Annotated in this window: 23 protein-coding genes; all 23 read right to left on the reverse strand. The window is 58.3% G+C overall.

Translation table 11 applies throughout. From position 1 onward, the window contains the following. Positions 1 to 6 precede the first annotated feature (6 nt). A complete protein-coding gene (nuoK, locus tag AVO44_RS08735) occupies positions 7 to 312 on the reverse strand; it encodes an NADH-quinone oxidoreductase subunit NuoK (RefSeq protein ID WP_068335527.1) in 306 nt (101 codons plus the stop codon). 4 nt (positions 313 to 316) lie between these two features. Further along, positions 317 to 919, reverse strand: a complete 603-nt coding sequence (locus AVO44_RS08740; protein ID WP_068335531.1) for an NADH-quinone oxidoreductase subunit J — start codon at positions 917 to 919, stop codon at positions 317 to 319. Next, positions 916 to 1,326: a carboxymuconolactone decarboxylase family protein gene (locus AVO44_RS08745; RefSeq protein WP_068335534.1), complete on the reverse strand. Its 411-nt coding sequence runs from the start codon at positions 1,324 to 1,326 to the stop codon at positions 916 to 918. The genes AVO44_RS08740 and AVO44_RS08745 overlap by 4 nt, the downstream gene beginning before the upstream one ends. Next, positions 1,323 to 1,817 carry an NADH-quinone oxidoreductase subunit NuoI gene (gene nuoI, locus AVO44_RS08750; protein ID WP_039524264.1) on the reverse strand — a complete coding sequence of 165 codons (495 nt, stop codon included), beginning with the start codon at positions 1,815 to 1,817 and terminating at the stop codon, positions 1,323 to 1,325. Before nuoI ends, AVO44_RS08745 begins: the two co-directional genes overlap by 4 nt. A gap of 2 nt (positions 1,818 to 1,819) precedes the next feature. Beyond that, positions 1,820 to 2,857 (reverse strand): NADH-quinone oxidoreductase subunit NuoH, encoded by a 1,038-nt coding sequence (gene nuoH, locus AVO44_RS08755; RefSeq protein WP_068335537.1) that lies wholly within the window; start codon positions 2,855 to 2,857, stop codon positions 1,820 to 1,822. Positions 2,858 to 3,052: 195 nt separating this feature from the next. Then, positions 3,053 to 5,074, reverse strand: a complete 2,022-nt coding sequence (nuoG, locus tag AVO44_RS08765; protein WP_068335541.1) for an NADH-quinone oxidoreductase subunit NuoG — start codon at positions 5,072 to 5,074, stop codon at positions 3,053 to 3,055. 3 nt (positions 5,075 to 5,077) lie between these two features. Next, positions 5,078 to 5,482: a DUF5333 domain-containing protein gene (locus AVO44_RS08770; protein WP_068336335.1), complete on the reverse strand. Its 405-nt coding sequence runs from the start codon at positions 5,480 to 5,482 to the stop codon at positions 5,078 to 5,080. Positions 5,483 to 5,580: 98 nt separating this feature from the next. Next, complete coding sequence (locus AVO44_RS08775; protein ID WP_233421960.1) at positions 5,581 to 5,958, reverse strand: hypothetical protein; 378 nt, start codon at positions 5,956 to 5,958, stop codon at positions 5,581 to 5,583. A 23-nt stretch (positions 5,959 to 5,981) separates the two neighbouring features. Further along, positions 5,982 to 6,398: an MAPEG family protein gene (locus AVO44_RS08780; RefSeq protein WP_068335543.1), complete on the reverse strand. Its 417-nt coding sequence runs from the start codon at positions 6,396 to 6,398 to the stop codon at positions 5,982 to 5,984. Between the two features lie 4 nt (positions 6,399 to 6,402). Further along, positions 6,403 to 7,701 carry an NADH-quinone oxidoreductase subunit NuoF gene (gene nuoF, locus AVO44_RS08785; protein ID WP_068335546.1) on the reverse strand — a complete coding sequence of 433 codons (1,299 nt, stop codon included), beginning with the start codon at positions 7,699 to 7,701 and terminating at the stop codon, positions 6,403 to 6,405. Between the two features lie 6 nt (positions 7,702 to 7,707). After that, positions 7,708 to 7,935 carry a DUF5337 domain-containing protein gene (locus AVO44_RS08790; RefSeq protein WP_068335548.1) on the reverse strand — a complete coding sequence of 76 codons (228 nt, stop codon included), beginning with the start codon at positions 7,933 to 7,935 and terminating at the stop codon, positions 7,708 to 7,710. 29 nt (positions 7,936 to 7,964) lie between these two features. Further along, positions 7,965 to 9,125, reverse strand: coding sequence for an NADH-quinone oxidoreductase subunit E (locus AVO44_RS08795; RefSeq protein ID WP_068335550.1), 1,161 nt, complete (start codon positions 9,123 to 9,125; stop codon positions 7,965 to 7,967). Next, complete coding sequence (locus AVO44_RS08800; RefSeq protein ID WP_170375130.1) at positions 9,125 to 10,348, reverse strand: NADH-quinone oxidoreductase subunit D; 1,224 nt, start codon at positions 10,346 to 10,348, stop codon at positions 9,125 to 9,127. The genes AVO44_RS08795 and AVO44_RS08800 overlap by 1 nt, the downstream gene beginning before the upstream one ends. Next, on the reverse strand, positions 10,348 to 10,473 hold the full coding sequence (locus AVO44_RS21710) for a hypothetical protein (RefSeq protein ID WP_267885766.1): 126 nt from the start codon (positions 10,471 to 10,473) through the stop codon (positions 10,348 to 10,350). Before AVO44_RS21710 ends, AVO44_RS08800 begins: the two co-directional genes overlap by 1 nt. A gap of 1 nt (position 10,474) precedes the next feature. After that, positions 10,475 to 10,651: an NADH dehydrogenase gene (locus tag AVO44_RS21285; protein ID WP_068335552.1), complete on the reverse strand. Its 177-nt coding sequence runs from the start codon at positions 10,649 to 10,651 to the stop codon at positions 10,475 to 10,477. A 2-nt stretch (positions 10,652 to 10,653) separates the two neighbouring features. Beyond that, the gene (locus AVO44_RS08810; RefSeq protein ID WP_068335554.1) at positions 10,654 to 11,256 is read right to left on the reverse strand and encodes an NADH-quinone oxidoreductase subunit C; all 603 of its coding nucleotides are present in this window, start codon (positions 11,254 to 11,256) and stop codon (positions 10,654 to 10,656) included. A gap of 11 nt (positions 11,257 to 11,267) precedes the next feature. Further along, positions 11,268 to 11,801, reverse strand: a complete 534-nt coding sequence (locus AVO44_RS08815) for a NuoB/complex I 20 kDa subunit family protein (RefSeq protein ID WP_068335556.1) — start codon at positions 11,799 to 11,801, stop codon at positions 11,268 to 11,270. Then, on the reverse strand, positions 11,792 to 12,157 hold the full coding sequence (locus AVO44_RS08820) for an NADH-quinone oxidoreductase subunit A (protein ID WP_068335558.1): 366 nt from the start codon (positions 12,155 to 12,157) through the stop codon (positions 11,792 to 11,794). Before AVO44_RS08820 ends, AVO44_RS08815 begins: the two co-directional genes overlap by 10 nt. Before the next feature lie 187 nt (positions 12,158 to 12,344). Then, entirely contained in the window at positions 12,345 to 13,133 is a 789-nt protein-coding gene (locus tag AVO44_RS08825) for a crotonase/enoyl-CoA hydratase family protein (protein WP_068335560.1), read from the reverse strand. Between the two features lie 9 nt (positions 13,134 to 13,142). Then, positions 13,143 to 13,997, reverse strand: a complete 855-nt coding sequence (locus tag AVO44_RS08830; RefSeq protein WP_068335563.1) for a hydroxymethylglutaryl-CoA lyase — start codon at positions 13,995 to 13,997, stop codon at positions 13,143 to 13,145. Positions 13,998 to 14,060: 63 nt separating this feature from the next. Next, entirely contained in the window at positions 14,061 to 15,989 is a 1,929-nt protein-coding gene (locus AVO44_RS08835; protein WP_068335564.1) for an acetyl/propionyl/methylcrotonyl-CoA carboxylase subunit alpha, read from the reverse strand. A 3-nt stretch (positions 15,990 to 15,992) separates the two neighbouring features. Then, positions 15,993 to 16,412 (reverse strand): ASCH domain-containing protein, encoded by a 420-nt coding sequence (locus tag AVO44_RS08840; protein WP_068335565.1) that lies wholly within the window; start codon positions 16,410 to 16,412, stop codon positions 15,993 to 15,995. 5 nt (positions 16,413 to 16,417) lie between these two features. Further along, positions 16,418 to 18,022, reverse strand: a complete 1,605-nt coding sequence (locus tag AVO44_RS08845) for a carboxyl transferase domain-containing protein (RefSeq protein ID WP_068335567.1) — start codon at positions 18,020 to 18,022, stop codon at positions 16,418 to 16,420. Positions 18,023 to 18,024: the final 2 nt, after the last annotated feature.

Consider the following 18,024-nt stretch of genomic DNA (forward strand, 5'->3'; position numbering starts at 1 on the left):
TGTCTCTTACCCCTTCATCATATTGGCGTCTTCAACCGCGATCGAGCCACGGTTGCGGAAGAAGCAAACCAGAATGGCCAGCCCGATCGCCGCCTCGGCCGCTGCAACGGTCAGGACGAACAACGTGAACACCTGCCCGACCAGATCACCGAGGAAACTGGAAAACGCCACAAGGTTGATATTCACCGCCAAAAGCATCAACTCGATGCTCATCAGCAGGATGATGACGTTCTTGCGGTTCAGGAAGAGACCGAAGATGCCGATGACGAACAACGTCGCCGCGACCGTAAGATAGTGTTCAAGTCCGATCATCGTCTCAAAGTCCCTGCCCCGGTTTCACGTCCTTCAACTCCATCGCCTTAGCCGGGTCGCGCATCATCTGGCCGACGATGTCCTGACGCTTGATGTCCTGACGGTGGCGCAGCGTCAGAACGATGGCGCCGATCATGGCCACCAGCAGGATCAGGCCCGCAAGTTGGAACAGAAGGAAGTATTGATCATAAAGAATGACGCCAAGCGCCTCGGTGTTGTGACGGTCTGCCGGGACTGGTTGCGCCAGATTAGCTGCAGCACCCTGTGCGCTGTCCCAGGCACCAAAGGCCATGACGAACTGCATCAGGATAACCAGACCAATCAGCAGGGCCAGCGGCATATAGCGCGCCATCTCGGCCTTCAATTCGGCAAAGTCCACGTCCAGCATCATCACCACAAACAGGAACAGCACCGCGACCGCGCCCACGTAGACGATGATCAGCAGCATGGCCACGAATTCAGCCCCGAGCAGCACGAACAGCCCCGCCGAGGACAGGAAGGACAGGATCAGCCACAGAACCGAATGCACCGGTTGGCGGCTAATCACCGTGAACAGCCCTCCGGTGATGGCGCCGATGGCAAAAAGGTAGAAGGCAAAGACGGTCATTGATCCTCATCCTCGTTGTCTCCCATGACCTCCTGCGCCAGGTCCAGCGCGCGGGTCATGGCCGGGATGCCGGCAAAGACCGACATCTGACCGATCGTTTCCACGATCTCTTGTTTTCTGGCCCCGGCCTCAAGCGCGTGGCGGACAGTCTGGCGCACGGCGGTATCGGCCTGCGCGCCCTGACAGGTCAGCCCCGCCAGCGTCAGAAGCAGGCGGGTTTTCGCATCCAACCCATCCTTGTTGACGGCGTTGCCAAACATCATCTCCATGACCTCTTTGGGCATGGTCGGCCACAGCGCCTCGAACCCCTTGGGCGAGAAATTCTCCATCGCCGGGTTCATCGCTTTGGCCATGTCCTGAGCTTGCTTCATCATCAGCTCGAACGGATTTGTCGGGCTGTCACTCATCGGTAAGGCGCGTCCATTTCCAGATTCCGGGCTATTTCGGCTTCCCAACGCTCGCCGTTATCGAGCAATTTTTCCTTGTCGTAAAACAGCTCTTCGCGGGTCTCGGTCGCGAATTCAAAATTCGGGCCTTCGACGATGGCATCGACCGGGCAGGCCTCTTGGCAGAAACCGCAATAGATGCACTTTGTCATGTCGATGTCGTAGCGCGTGGTGCGGCGGCTGCCGTCTTCGCGCGGTTCCGCGTCAATGGTGATCGCCTGCGCGGGGCAAATCGCCTCGCACAGCTTGCACGCGATACAGCGTTCCTCGCCATTCGGGTAACGACGCAAGGCGTGTTCACCACGAAAACGCGGCGACAATGGCCCCTTCTCATGCGGGTAGTTTACGGTCGCCTTTGGGGCAAAGAAGTACTTCAACCCCAGCTTCATGCCGACCCAGAAGTCCTGCAGCAGGAAATATTTCGCGGCGCGGGTATAGTCGATTTGAGTCATAATCAGCCTCCTACGCTCCAGCGGGCGAATGCGCCCCAGAACCAGTCAAATCTTGCCGCAAAGGCCACAAAGACCACCCAGACCAGCGAGAACGGCAGGAAGACTTTCCAGCCCAACCGCATCAGCTGGTCATAGCGGTAGCGCGGCGTGATCGCCTTGACCATTGCGAACAGGAAGAAGAAGAACGCCATCTTCGCAACCATCCACAGCGCGCCATCCGGCAGACCCGGAATGGGCGACAGCCAGCCGCCAAAGAACAGCAGCGTGGTAAGAGCACACATCAGGAAGATGGCGATATATTCACCTGCCATGAACAGCAGGAAGGGCGTGGCAGAGTATTCGACCTGATACCCGGCGACCAATTCCGATTCCGCCTCGGGCAGGTCGAAGGGTGGACGGTTGGTTTCAGCCAGTGCAGAAATAAAGAACAGGAAGACCATCGGGAAATGTGGCAGCCAATACCAGCTGAAGAACCCAAACGACCCGTCTTGAGCGCGCACGATGTCGCCAAAGTTCATTGAGCCAGTGGAAATGATGACACCGATGATAATCAGGCCGATCGAGACTTCGTATGAAATCATCTGTGCCGCAGAGCGCAGAGAACCCAGGAACGGATACTTTGAGTTCGACGCCCAACCGCCCATAATCACGCCATAAACCTCAAGCGAGGAAACGGCGAATACATACAAAATGGCAACGTTGATATCTGACAGAACCCAGGTATCGTTAAACGGGATCACGGCCCACGCGATCATCGCCAGCACAAAGCTTGTCAGTGGTGCAAGCATGAAGACGGTACGGTCGGCACCGGCCGGGATAACGACCTCTTTGACCACGTATTTCAACGCATCCGCGACTGTTTGCAGCAAGCCGTAAACGCCAACCACGTTTGGACCGCGCCGCATCTGGACCGCTGCCCAAATCTTGCGGTCGCCATACACGAGGAACAATAGCGAAATCATCACAAATGCAACAACAGCAAGCACTTGTGCCAGAATGATAAAGGCTATTCCGCCTGGGGTGTTAAAGAAATCAGCCATTGGTCCTCACACCGTGGGTATTCCGTTTTCCGCAAACGATGCTTAGGCCATGTGCCTGCGCAAATTGCGGCTGTGTCGGCGCGATGGTGTAAACAGCATCCGCCGCCCCAGCGCCACCCTTTTTATTGCGTTTCACACGCATTTCTTGGCCCAGCGTATCGCAGGCCCGCTTCAAGGATATGAAACAAGACTGGATCATTCCGCCGCGATCTTCTCGGATTTGCGGGCCTGTGCCTGTGCCGACAGTTCAGCCATCAATTGCGAGGCCCGAGCAATCGGGTTGGTCAGGTAAAAGTCACCTAACGCATTTCGGAAGGTCGCCTTGCCCAGCGGACCCGCTTCCAGCTGTTCCACCTTGTTTTCGATGACCTCGTCAATTCGCGCCAAATGCGGCACCGCTTCGATCAACGCAGTGCGAAGCTGCGCCAGCGAGTCATAGGGTAGTTTTGCACCCAGCTCTGCCGAAAGAGCACGCAAGATCGCCCAATTCTCTTTGGCCTCACCCGGTGCGAAACCAGCACGCACGGCCAGTTGCGGACGTCCCTCTGTGTTCACGAACAGGCCGTTTTCCTCGGTATAGGCCGCGCCCGGAAGGATCACATCAGCGCGATGCGCACCGCGATCACCGTGGCTGCCCTGATAGATGACAAATGCGCCTTCCCCGATCTCGATCTCATCGGCGCCGAGGTTATAGATCACATCTGCCGCGCTGATGGCTTCAATGCCGCCTTCGTTTGTTGCGTCGACATCCATCGCGCCAACTCGAGACGCTGCTGTGTGCAACACGATCAGGCCACTGTCGGTATTGGCGGCAATGGTTTGAGCCGCAGCCAGAACAGCGGCTCCGTCCGCTTCTTTCAGGGCGCCTTGACCAATAATTACCAACGAGGCTTTGCCCTTGATCTCATCATCACCGCCCATGTCGACAACTTTTTGCAAGGCCGCGCGGTCATCACCCATGTGCTGATACTCATACGTCAGATCAACCGCCGGCCCGACCACAGCAACCTCTGCCCCATGGGCCCACGCCTTTCGGATACGGGCGTTTAGTACCGGAGCTTCGTCTCGTGGGTTGGTGCCGATCAACAATATCCGCTCGGCCGTGTCGATATCTTCGATCGCAGCAGTCCCGGCGTAAGCCCCCCGGTTTCCAGCCGGCAGCCGGGCACCGTCGGTTCGACACTCGACAATTCCACCCAGCCCTTCGATCATCTGTTTCAAGGCAAACGCGGCCTCGACCGGTACCAAATCACCTACAAGTCCTGCAGGTTTTTCGGCCCCTTTCAGCGCCTCCGCGGCTTTAGTCAACGCTTCAGGCCACGAGGCCGGACGCAGTTTGCCGTTTTCTCGCACATAAGGCTTGTCTAAGCGCTGACGACGCAGGCCGTCCCACACAAACCGCGTCTTGTCGCTGATCCATTCCTCGTTCACGCCATCATGGTTACGCGGCAGAAAGCGCATGACTTCGCGTCCCTTGGTATCAACGCGAATGTTTGAACCCAAAGCGTCCATCACGTCGATGCTCTCGGTTTTGGTCAGTTCCCACGGACGTGCAGTGAACGCGTAGGGCTTGGATGTCAGCGCCCCAACCGGGCAAAGGTCGATGATATTGCCTTGCAGGTTCGACTCCAGCGTCTGGTTCAGATACGAGGTGATCTCAGCATCCTCACCGCGCCCTGTCTGTCCCATCTGGGTGATCCCGGCCACCTCGGTCGTAAAGCGCACGCAGCGGGTGCAACTGATGCAGCGGGTCATCGCGGTGCCCACCAACGGCCCCAGATCCAGATCGTCTACCGCGCGCTTCGCCTCTTTGAATCGCGATCCGGACAAACCATAAGCCATCGCCTGATCCTGCAGGTCGCATTCGCCGCCCTGGTCACAAATCGGGCAATCCAGCGGATGGTTGATCAGCAGGAACTCCATCACCCCTTCGCGGGCCTTCTTGACCATAGGTGAATTGGTTTTGACCACTGGCGGCTGACCTTCCGGTCCCGGGCGCAAGTCGCGTACCTGCATCGCGCAGGATGCTGCAGGTTTCGGCGGTCCGCCCACAACTTCAACAAGGCACATACGGCAGTTTCCGGCAATGGAAAGACGCTCGTGATAGCAAAAGCGCGGCACTTCGATCCCGGCCTGTTCGCAAGCCTGAATCAGGGTCATCGCACCATCGACTTCGATTTCTTGCCCGTCGATATTAACTTTGCGGAGGTCAGACATGATCTAGTTCGCCCTCAAATACACGCCAACGGCGCTGTTTCTTTCGATTTCCTTCCGCCCCAACGCGCAGAAAGAGTTCTGATCTTCGTAACTCACGCCATTCTGGGCCAAATATGCCTCGCCCTTGGCGCGCATTCTGTCCTTTTCGGCGTCGGATTCTACATATGCCCGGATTTCATCGTCCGAGTAGCCGAGGTTATTCGCCGTGGACTTCAGCCCCCACATCACGCCAATCGCCTTCAGGCGTCGACCACTGATTGAGGGGCAGTATTCTGAGATCTCGTTCGCAATAGCGATATAGTAAAGCTCGTCGTCAATCTCTTTTACGTCGCGCAGCGGCGGTTTCGCTTCTGCTACCATTGGCAGGGCCAGCACAGACAATATTGCAAGCAGTTTCACACCAGACATGACCAGTCCTTTCGTCTTAGGAAACCCAAGACGGCCTGCCGCCGAGGTGCTATGCAATAACATCCCCCGCGTCATGGCGTGATATGCGCAAGCACGCCTCATGGTCGTTGGCATGCCCCTGTAAAGGTCAGCTTGTCGTCAACAATGCTGAGCGCCTGCGGATCGGTATCCGGGCCAACCTTCCAAAGAATTTGGGACGTTCCGAAATTATAGATGCAGAATTTTGTTCCTTCGAACCGTCCTGCTTCGCGCGCGCCGTCCAGCGATGCCGATACGTCGTTCACCACCACGGTGAATTCTGTCGGGGTTACCTTCTTGTCAACGGGCTTTGCCTTAGCCCGAAAGTAGTGGCCGTCGAAAAAAACCCGATCGCTGGAAGACGAAATCCCGACCCCGCTGCAAGCCGCGACAAAAGATATGGCGGCCAACGCACCCAGCATCGTGAACCGCCCCGGAAGGAGATGTTGGGCCTTCATCTGAATATTCCCCGAGTTTACCATCAGAACGCAGCCACCAACGCCATTACACCCATCGCCACCATGCAAGCCCACGCGATCACATAAGTGACCGAGCGCAAGCCAGTATTTGGTTTGCCGATGCCCCGAATATGGACCACCAACATCGCCACGCGCGCGACCAGCGCGATCGAGGCCAGCAGGTTCACCCAGAACGGGCTGACTCCCATCAGAATGGCCGCGACCGTGACCGCAACATACGCGGGCAGTGTCTCAGTCCCATTCAGATAAGCCCGGTTCAAACGATACGCACTATCGGAATAGTCCTGCGCTGGGGCTGCACCGGGTGCCAAACCCTTGGATTGCTTGGCCAAGGCTGAAAAAGGTGCCAGCACCAAGATTATCAGGGAAAATATGACAACCGATGCGACAGCATGGCCATATTCTGCAAACAGGTCCATCAGGTTACTCCGCCGCCATAGCGCCCATGCGGCCCGATTTCTGAGCCTTGATGCGGTCTTCGATCTCTTCGCGGAAGTTGCGGATCAGACCCTGGATCGGCCAGGCGGCCGCATCACCCAGCGCGCAGATCGTGTGGCCTTCGACCTGCTTGGTCACATCAAACAGCATGTCGATTTCTTCCAACTCGGCCTCGCCACGCACAAGGCGGTCCATGACACGCATCATCCAGCCTGTGCCTTCGCGACACGGCGTACACTGACCGCAGCTTTCATGCTTATAGAATTTCGACAGACGCCAGATCGCCTTGATGATATCGGTGGACTTGTCCATGACGATTACCGCAGCCGTACCCAAACCCGAGCCCAGATCATTGCGCAAGTAGTCGAAATCCATGATGGCATCGCGCATGTTCTCACCGCGCACACATGGCACGGACGAGCCGCCCGGTATCACCGCAAGCAGATTGTCCCAACCGCCGCGAATGCCGCCGCAATGGGTCTCGATCAGTTCTTCGAACGAGATCGACATCGCCTCTTCGACGACACACGGGTTATTCACGTGGCCCGAAATCGCAAACAGTTTGGTGCCCGCATTGTTTTGACGACCAAAACCCGCAAACCAGTCAGCACCACGGCGTAGGATCGTGGGAACAACGGCGATGGATTCCACATTATTCACCGTCGTCGGACACCCATAAAGGCCCGCTCCCGCCGGGAACGGAGGCTTCATCCGCGGCATTCCCTTCTTGCCCTCAAGGCTTTCGATCAGAGCGGTTTCCTCACCGCAAATGTACGCCCCTGCCCCGTGATGCAGAAACAGATCAAAGTCCCAGCCCGAGCCCGCGGCGTTCTTGCCCAGAAGGCCTGCGTCATACGCCTCATCAATCGCAGCCTGCAGCGCCTCACGCTCACGAATATATTCGCCGCGCAGGTAGATATAGCAGGTATGCGCATTCATCGCGAAAGAGGCGATCAGGCAGCCTTCGATCAGCGTATGCGGATCGTGGCGCATGATCTCGCGGTCCTTGCAGGTGCCGGGTTCGGATTCATCTGCGTTCACAACCAGATACGCCGGACGGCCGTCGCTTTCCTTCGGCATGAAAGACCACTTCAGTCCCGTCGGGAAACCCGCGCCACCTCGTCCACGAAGCCCTGAATCCTTCATCGTCTGGATGATCCAGTCGCGGCCCTTTTCCATCAGGCCAGCAGTGCCATCCCAATGCCCCCGGGCTTGCGCACCCTTCAAAGTACGCTCATGCATCCCGTAGATGTTGGTAAAGATCCGGTCCTGATCCTTCAGCATCGCTAGTTACCTTTGGCTATCCTGACGCATCCGCCAGAGTTGAAAAATGTTGACACCCGCGTAGATGAAACCCGCCAGAGCAGCGAAGTCAAAAAGCAGGGCATGTCGCGTCGTCAATTCCAGTGCGGGTCCGACAAAAAGGTTCATGGCAAGCCAAAACAGCATAGTCGCGGCAATGACTATACCAATATGACGGCCCTTGCGGGCTATGGCCTGTTCTTTGTCCTTGTCCATCTTACCCTGATGCCCCGACCGGGCACCGTTTAATCGTCGTCGTAAGTGCCATCTTCCTTGGCGCGTTTGGCGAATTCGGTTTCCTCACCCGCTGCCAGTTTCCCGGCCTGTTCAATCCAGCCGTCGCGTTCAATCCGCCCTTTGAACTGCAACCGCTCATCCACCCAGGCCACGTGCTCGGGTGTCCACGCTGCGATCTGGTCGAAATGATAAATACCCAGCTCGTTCAGCGTATGTTCAAGTTTGGGTCCGACGCCTTTCAGCAACTTCAGATTGTCCGCCTTACCATCGCGCGCTGCGCTAAGCGTTTCGGGTTGGGCTTCCTGAACCTCTGTGCTGTCTGCCTTGGCCGCAGCACCTTCCGGCGAAGCCGGTTCAGCCTTGGACGATTTCCTGGTGCCACCTTGCTGCGCCGCAGTCTTTCCAGTCTCAGGCGCTTTAGGCGGTTTGGGCGCGGCTTGACTCGCGGTGGCTTTGCCATCTTTGCCCAACCAAGGCGTCAGGATCGGTACTTCGGTTCCGTCGATCCGCTTGACCGTGTCGCCCAGATCAGTGGCCAGTTCAACACTGGCGTTGTACTGAGGCTTGCCCGCCTCATACTCGGACAGGCTACTCAGACCCTTCAAAGGTTCCGACGCATAACGCCCGTTTTGCGGCCCCGGAGTAGGAACCTTTCCGGCGGCCAGATCATCGATGATCTTGCCGAAACTCTCGGTGGTCAGGTCTTCGTAATAGTCCTTGCCGATCTGCGCCATCGGCGCGTTGGTGCAAGACCCCAGGCATTCAACCTCTTCCCAGCTCAGCTTACCATCCGCAGACAGTTCGTGCGGTTTGGCTGCGATCTTTTCCCTACAAACCGCGATCAGGTCCTCGGCCCCACAGATCATGCAGGAGGTCGTGCCGCACACCTGAATGTGTGCCACGGAACCAACTGGTTGCAGCTGGAACATAAAGTAAAAGGATGCGACTTCAAGCACGCGGATATAGGCCATACCCAGCATGTCTGCGACAGATTCGATCGCCGGGCGGCTCAGCCAGCCCTCCTGCTCTTGCGCGCGCCAGAGCAATGGAATGACCGCGCTGGCCTGACGGCCCTCGGGGTATTTAGTGATTTGCGCTTCGGCCCATTGCTGGTTGGCAGCGGTGAAGGCAAAGCTTTCAGGTTGTTCTGGGTGAAGACGGCGGAGCATTAGCGGTCAATCTCTCCAAATACGACATCCATGGTGCCGATGATGGCGGCCACGTCGGCCAGTTGGTGGCCCTTTGCAACATGGTCCATAGCTTGCAGGTGCAGGAAACCCGGTGCGCGCAGTTTGGCGCGGTAGGGTTTGTTGGTGCCGTCGGCGACCAGATAGACGCCGAACTCGCCCTTAGGGGCTTCGACAGCGGCATAAACCTCGCCCGCGGGGACGTGGAAGCCCTCGGTATACAGCTTGAAGTGATGGATCAAACTTTCCATCGAGGTCTTCATGTCCGAACGTTTCGGCGGGGTGATTTTACCGCGCGCCAGAACGTCGCCGGGGCACTCGCGGATTTTGGCGATGGCCTGACGGATGATCAGCAGCGACTGGCGCATCTCTTCCATGCGGCAGAGATAACGGTCATAGCAGTCGCCGTTCTTGCCGACAGGTATCTGGAATTCGAACTCATCATAACATTCATAGGGCTGCGCGCGGCGCAAATCCCAGGCCAAACCCGATCCACGCACCATCACGCCCGAGAAGCCGTATTTCTGAATGTCATCCTCGGTCACGACACCGATATCCGCATTGCGCTGCTTGAAGATGCGGTTTTCGGTCAGCAGACCGTCGATGTCATCCAGAACGGCAGGGAACTCATGGCTCCACGCCTCGATATCGTCGAGCAATTCCGGCGGCAGGTCCTGATGAACACCGCCCGGGCGGAAATAGGCGGCGTGCAAGCGGGCGCCACAAGCACGTTCATAGAAAACCATAAGCTTTTCACGCTCTTCAAAGCCCCAAAGCGGCGGGGTGAGTGCGCCCACGTCCATCGCCTGCGTGGTCACGTTCAGCAGGTGGTTCAGAATACGCCCGATCTCGGAATAAAGCACCCGGATCAGCGATCCCCGGCGCGGCACTTCCACACCAGTCAGCTTTTCAATAGCCAGACACCAGGCATGTTCCTGATTCATCGGCGCCACGTAATCCAGCCGGTCGAAATATGGCAGGTTCTGCAGATAGGTCCGGCTTTCCATCAGCTTTTCGGTGCCTCGGTGAAGCAGGCCGATATGTGGATCGCAGCGTTCAACGATCTCGCCGTCGAGCTCAAGCACAAGGCGCAAAACCCCATGCGCCGCAGGGTGTTGCGGGCCGAAGTTTATGTTGAAGTTGCGGATCTTCTGTTCTCCGCTCAGCGCGTCCGTGCTGCCGTCATCGTATCTTGAGCCGTCCATCAACGCCCCCGTTTTTTCTTTTTCGCTTCAGCCCGAACCCGGACCTTCTCAGCTTCGGTCGCTTTCACTGCGGCCCCTGCCAGCAGCACGCCCAACGCGCCCAATGCGATCAGTTCACCTATCATGTCAGCGGCGCTCCATCTCTTGCAACTTCAAGGCCATGATCCATAACAGGATAAGCACGACCGGTGAGATTATGCATGCGAACGCCCAGTTCTTGTTGATCCCGAAATGCGGCAACAGCTTGGTCATCGGTACGACCGTCGCCACCACCAACACAATCCAGATCAGGAACTCAAACATGACTACGACTCCTGTTTTTCATCTCCAGGCAAAATGTAATTCGCACCCTCCCAAGGGCTCATGAAATCGAACTGACGATACTCCTGAACCAGACTGACAGGTTCATAGACAACCCGCTTTTGTGCCTCATCATACCGCACCTCGGTATATCCGGTGGTCGGGAAATCCTTGCGCAAAGGATAGCCGCGGAAGCCATAGTCGGTCAGGATACGCCGCAGGTCGGGATGCCCTGAGAACAGGATGCCAAACATATCAAACACCTCACGCTCGAACCAGTTGGCCGAAGGGTGAATGTCCGTGATTGAGGGCACCATATCTTCTTCGCGGATCGAAACCCGCAGGCGAATACGCTGGTTCTGGTACATCGACAGGAAATGGTAAACCACGTCGAACCGCTTGGGCCGTTCGGGGTAGTCCACACCCGTGATATCCACCAGCGTCGAGAATTTGCAGCTTTGGTCGGTTTTCAAAAACTCGACAAACTCCACAAGGCTTGACGGGGCCACATCGACGTTCAGCTCATCGTGGGTCACATCCCAGGACAGAACGCAATCCGTCCGCTTCACCTCCAGCTGCGTGCCAAGTTCTTTGAGTGCTTCGCTCATCTGCCCTCTCCTCAGCGTACGATTGTGCCGGTGCGGCGGATTTTGCGTTGCAACTGCATCAGGCCGTACAACAACGCCTCAGCCGTTGGAGGGCAGCCGGGGACATAAATATCAACCGGAACGATGCGGTCACAGCCACGCACCACAGAGTACGAGTAGTGATAGTAACCACCCCCGTTGGCGCAGGACCCCATCGAGATCACGTAACGCGGCTCGGGCATCTGATCATAGACCTTGCGCAGCGCTGGGGCCATCTTGTTGGTCAGCGTCCCCGCAACAATCATCACGTCGGACTGGCGCGGGGAAGCGCGGGGGGCAATTCCGAACCGTTCCGCGTCGTACCGAGGCATTGAGGTGTGCATCATCTCGACCGCGCAACAGGCCAAACCGAATGTCATCCAATGCAGTGATCCGGTACGGGCCCAGTTGATGATGTCCTCGGACGATGTCAGCAGGAACCCTTTGTCCTGCAACTCGGCATTCAAGGCCTCGGTGGCGACCTCCTTGTCGACACCGGCAGTGTTTGCACCTGTCATCACTCCCATTCCAAGGCCCCCTTCTTCCATTCATAGGCAAAGCCGATGGTCAGAACGCCCAGGAACACCATCATTGACCAGAAACCCACATCGCTAATGTCCCGGAACCCAACGGCCCAAGGGAACAGAAAGGCGATTTCCAAATCAAAAATAATGAAGAGAATCGACACTAGGTAGAATCGGACGTCGAATTTCATCCGCGCATCGTCGAATGCGTTAAAGCCGCATTCATATGCACTGACCTTTTCAGGGTCGGGGTTACGTACAGCCAGAACCACAGCCGCCAGAATCAGGACGATTCCAAGGCCCACAGCAACGGCCAGAAACACCAGAATCGGGAGATACTCCCGTAGCAGGTCTTCCACGAATAGCTCCTTTCCTGCGCAACCCAAACCGGGGGCGCCGTCAATTGGCGTGTTGACTGGCCATTCTCTATCCGCGCAGGATCAGGGGGTCAACCGAGCACAAACGCGCAGTGGCCTAATAACTCAGTTGTTTCCAGCAATAAAAAAGCTACATTTTTCACCCGAATTTAAACGCTGTTCTAGCGCGCTAGCCTTCATTGCTCCAAGAAGGCTTTCGTTTTTCAAAAAAAGCACTGATACCTTCGTGCGCTTCGGTGGTCTCCCACCGCTCGACCAGCGCCTGGATGGTCTGATCGATCACCAAATTGTCAATTGTCGGTCCCAGCGATCGCACCAGTGATTTGGCCGATGCCACCGCACCCGGCGCGCAAGAGAGATAGGGTAGGACTTCTTTTTCAACAGCCGCGCTCAGATCAGCGGAAGGCACCGCTTTGGCCAGCAAGCCAAGCTCAACGGCTTCGGCGGCGTCAAACAGCCGTGCTGACATGAAAACGCGCCGCGCGCGGGCCTCGCCCATACGGGCGATAACATAAGGGCCGATGGTAGCGGGAATCAGACCAAGCCGCGTTTCGGTCAGACCCATTTTCAAGCCGATTGCGCCAATTGCCACGTCACAAACCGCGGCCAGCCCGACGCCACCACCAAACGCGTTGCCCTGCACGGCACCGATGAGGGGCCGGGACATGGTATTCAGTGCTTGCAACATCTCGGCCAGTTTGCGCGCCTCGGAAAACCGGGTTTCTGGATCAGCGGACATCTGATCCCGCATCCACCCCAAGTCACCGCCCGCGCAGAAGCTCTTGCCCGCGCCGGTCAGTACCACGGCACGCACCGCGTCGTCTTCACCCAATTGCCGAGCGGCCTGCGTCAACTCAGATATCATTTGCGCCGACATTGCGTTGTGCTTCTCGGCCCGGTCCAGCGTCAGGGTTGCAATCCCGCGTGCATCGGTCGTTAGTGAAATCGTTTCAAACATTGCCGTCCCTCACTCTGACCGCATGGCGCGGGCAAGCTGCGCTGCCTCTTCTACTATTCCCAGATCAAGCCCGGTCTCATAACCCAGCCGTTCCAGATGCGCGACCACCGCCTCGGTCGCGACGTTTCCGGCGGCTCCGGGCGCGTATGGGCACCCGCCCAACCCCCCGACAGCCGTATCAAAGGTACGAACGCCCAGTGCCAGTGCTGCATCGATGTTGTCGATAGCGCGCCCGTTCGTGTCATGGAAATGCCCTGCAAGCCGGGTCACGGGAACGCGGTCGCGCACGGCCAGCAACATATGAGCGATAGTATCCGGCGTGCCCTGCCCGATCGTATCACCCAACGACACCTCGTAGCAGCCCAGCGCAAACAGGTGATCCGCGACCTCTGCCACCTTTTCTGGCGGTGTCGGGCCATCATACGGGCAGTCCGTCACGCAAGACACGTAACCTCGCACCGGCAGATCAATATGTCGCGCGGCCTCAAGGATAGGGGTGAACCGCTCAATCGACTCGGCAATCGTGGCGTTGATATTGGCCTTGGAAAACCCCTCGGACGCCGAGGCAAATACCGCGATTTCATCTGCCTTGGCTGCAAGCGCGTCCTCGTACCCGCGCATGTTTGGGGTCAGCGCGGCGTAACGCACTCCGTCCGCCCGAGTGATCTTGGCCAAAACTTCGGCACTGCCCGCCATTTGCGGCACCCATTTAGGCGAGACGAAACTGGCCACTTCAATCCGGTTGAAGCCCGCACGGCTGAGGCAATTGATCAGGGCTACCTTTTCAGAAACCGCGATCTCGCGTTTTTCGTTCTGCAGACCATCGCGTGGACCTACCTCAAAAATATCGACCCGCTCGCCCATGGCTGCGCTCCTCCCAGCTTTGATCACCTCCGACAGTGCCACCCTAGGCGGCAGGTGTCGAAATCACTCTTCTTCCAGCCTGATCAGCGCGGCACCGGCTTCAACCTGCCCGCCATTCTCGACCAATACCTCGGCCACTATTCCATCTCGGGCTGCCAGCAACGAATGCTCCATCTTCATGGCTTCGAGGACGGCCAGCCGATCCCCTTCGTTTACCGCCTGCCCAACCGAGGCAAACACGGCTTTCACCAGACCGGGCATGGGTGCCTCGATCACGTTGGTATCCCCCGCGGCACTGGCATCACGGTCCAGCGGATCGACGATATCAAAGGCCTGTCCGTAGGCATCGAACACAGTGACCTGAGGCCCCGAAACCGAAACGCGCGGCATTGGCGCGCCACCGATCAGCCAACCACCAGTGCTGCGTTCGGCGATAACGGTCTGCTCGCCAATCTGCCACACCTGACGATCGGGGCTTTCGACCTGAACGTCCAGATCAATCACCTCGGGTGCCAAGAGCTGAACCGCCCGATGCAGCGGTGCCCACAGCGAGAACCCGGTTTCGTTGGTCGTCTCAACCAGACCGAGTGCGGTCATCGCTGCAGCCACACAGGTTGCGGCCGACACCGGCTCCTGCTGTGTCAGCGCCTCAAGATCACGCCCAATCAACCCGGTATCCACGTCACCGGCGGCGAAACCGTTGTGCCGCGTAAGCGCGCCAAGAAAAGCAAGGTTTGTGACAGTACCTGCGACCTCAGTCTGCTGTAGGGTCCGGTGCAATTGCTCCAGCGCAACCTCTCGCGTGGGGCCGTGGACGATAACCTTGGCGATCATCGGGTCATACCACGGGCTGATCGTGTCACCCGCACGCACCCCGCTGTCGGCGCGACAGGCGGGTGGAAAGTGCAGATGCGTCAGGGTGCCCGTTGCAGGCAGAAAGCCCTTGGGCACGTCTTCGGCATAAAGCCGTGCCTCGAAAGCATGGCCCGAGATTGACAGGTCTTCCTGCCGTTTCGGCAAAGCCTCACCTGACGCTACCCGCAACTGCCATTCGACTAGGTCAATACCCGTGATCGCTTCGGTCACCGGATGCTCTACTTGCAGGCGGGTATTCATCTCCATGAACCAGAAGCGATCCGGGCGCAGCCCGTCCGACGCATCCACGATGAACTCGACCGTTCCCGCACCTTTATAGCCGATGGCTTCTGCTGCACGCACACCGGCCTGACCCATCGCCTCGCGCATCTCGGGCGTCATTCCGGGGGCCGGAGCCTCTTCGATCACTTTCTGATGGCGGCGTTGTAGCGAACAATCGCGTTCGAATAGATGCACCGCATGGGTGCCATCGCCAAAAACCTGCACTTCAATATGGCGCGGTTTGGCGACGAATTTTTCGACCAACACATCGTCATTGCCGAATGCGGTGCGCGCCTCACCACGGGCGCTATCCAGCGCGGCGGCGAAATCTTGGGGTCGCTCTACCAGGCGCATGCCTTTTCCACCGCCACCGGCGACGGCCTTGATCAGCACCGGATACCCAATGGTGTCGGCAGCCCCGGCCAGATGCTCGGGGTCCTGATTGTCACCGTGATAGCCCGGAACAACCGGAACGCCGGCCTGCTCCATCAGCACTTTAGCCGCGTCCTTTAGACCCATTTTGCGAATGGCATCCGCCGAAGGTCCGATGAACACCAGCCCAGCGGCCTCGACCGCATCGACGAATTTGGGATTTTCGGACAGGAAACCATACCCGGGATGTATCGCCTGCGCCCCGCTCTTTAGTGCGGCCTGAATAATCACGTCACCCTTCAGGTAACTCTCGGCCGGGGCCGCACCGCCAATGTGCACAGCCTCATCCGCCATCTGAACGTGCTTGGCCGTCGCATCCGCATCCGAGTAGACGGCCACGCAGGACACGCCCATGGATTGCGCCGTTTCCATGACCCGACAGGCAATCTCGCCCCGGTTGGCAATCAGGATTTTGTTGAACATCTTCTACCCCTCAACCGCCAGATCTTCTACAAGCCGGAACCGCTCGCACACCAGTTCCATCTCAGGTTCAAATCCACCGTTACGCTCAAAGTAACGCTGATGATCCCGGCGCCATCCTTCAAGGGTTTCGTTCTCACCCTCAGCCAAGGCGAAGTCTTCCGTCACATCGCAGTATCGACAGATCGATACCTCGACCGTTTCGATGACCAATGCCGGGCGACCGTCCCATTCCAAAGCAATATCCTGGCGTCCGACAACCGGCATATCGGGGCTGCCGTCGGGATAATCCCGACGCGCGCCACAGGTTGCTGTTTTCCGACCGGAGCGCACCAGTGCCAGCAACTCAGCGCTCAATTCCGCGCTATCACCGAATTTAAAGGTTTGCGCACCGGGATAGCGGGTCAATACGTCATTCAATGCCATGACAATCACATCCTGAACACGCCGAAACGTGTCTCCTCAATCGGGGCGTTCAAAGCAGCGCTGAGGGACAGGGCCAGCACGTCGCGGCTTTTGCGCGGGTCGATGATGCCGTCATCCCACAACCGCGCCGAGGCATAGAGCGGATGGGACTGCTCTTCGAACATCTCAAGCGTTGGGCGCTTGAACTCAGCCTCTTCCTCGGGTGACCACGTGCCGCCCTGCCGCTCGATTCCATCGCGTTTGACGGTGGCCAACACCCCTGCGGCCTGTTCGCCACCCATCACGGAAATCCGTGAGTTCGGCCAGGTCCACAGGAACCGCGGTTGGTAGGCCCGGCCCGCCATGCCATAGTTTCCAGCCCCGAATGAGCCTCCGACAAGCATCGTGATCTTAGGCACAGAGGTCGTCGCCACAGCCGTCACCATCTTGGCGCCATGCCGCGCGATGCCTTCGTTTTCATATTTCCGTCCGACCATGAAACCCGTGATGTTTTGCAGAAACACCAGCGGGATGCGACGCTGCGAGCAAAGCTCGACAAAATGTGCGCCCTTCTGCGCGGCCTCGGAAAACAACACGCCGTTGTTGGCAATGATCCCGACCGGGCAGCCTTTGACATGGGCGAACCCTGTCACCAGAGTTTCCCCGAACCGAGGTTTGAATTCATCAAAGCGCGATCCATCGACTAGGCGGGCGATCACCTCGCGAATATCATAGGGCGTGCGCAGGTCAGCGGGGACAACGCCAAGGAGCTCCTCGGGGTCATAAGCCGGGTCTTCGGGGCTGGCCCAATCCACGGTCTGCGGCTTGCGCAGATTCAGCGAACCAACCGCCCGCCGCGCCAAGGCCAGCGCATGGGCGTCGTCCTCGGCCAGATAGTCCGCCACACCGGACAAGCGGGTATGCACGTCGCCGCCGCCCAGATCCTCAGCTGTGACAACCTCGCCGGTTGCGGCCTTGACCAGAGGCGGCCCGGCCAGAAAAATCGTGCCCTGCTCTTTTACAATGATGGTCACGTCCGACATCGCAGGCACATAAGCCCCACCCGCCGTACAAGACCCCATCACCACCGCGACCTGAGGGATGCCCTTCGCGCTCATCCGTGCTTGGTTATAGAAGATGCGGCCAAAGTGGTCGCGGTCGGGGAAGACCTCATCCTGATTGGGCAGGTTCGCACCGCCACTGTCGACCAGATAGATGCAGGGCAGGTGGTTTTCCTCAGCGATCTCCTGCGCGCGGAGGTGTTTCTTGACCGTCATCGGATAGTAAGTGCCGCCCTTCACGGTGGCGTCGTTGCATACCACCATAACTTCACGCCCCTGCACCCGGCCAATGCCCGCAACGACCCCAGCGCTTGGCGCAGCATCGCCATACATCCCATGCGCCGCCGTCGCGCCGATCTCCAGAAACGGAGACCCCGGATCAAGCAGGTTCGCCACCCGGCGACGCGGCAGCATCTTGCCCCGCGATTCATGCCGCGCGCGGGATTTCTCCCCCCCGCCCATGCGGGCTGCTTCGGCAGCGGCAGAGATGTGCGCCAGCGCCTCCAGATGCGCTGCGCGGTTTGTCTTGAAGCCGTCAGAGGCAGGCATGACTTTGGATGTGAGTTTCATTT

Origin of the sequence: Ruegeria profundi (assembly GCF_001507545.1) — a bacterium.
Taxonomy (GTDB): domain Bacteria; phylum Pseudomonadota; class Alphaproteobacteria; order Rhodobacterales; family Rhodobacteraceae; genus Ruegeria; species Ruegeria profundi.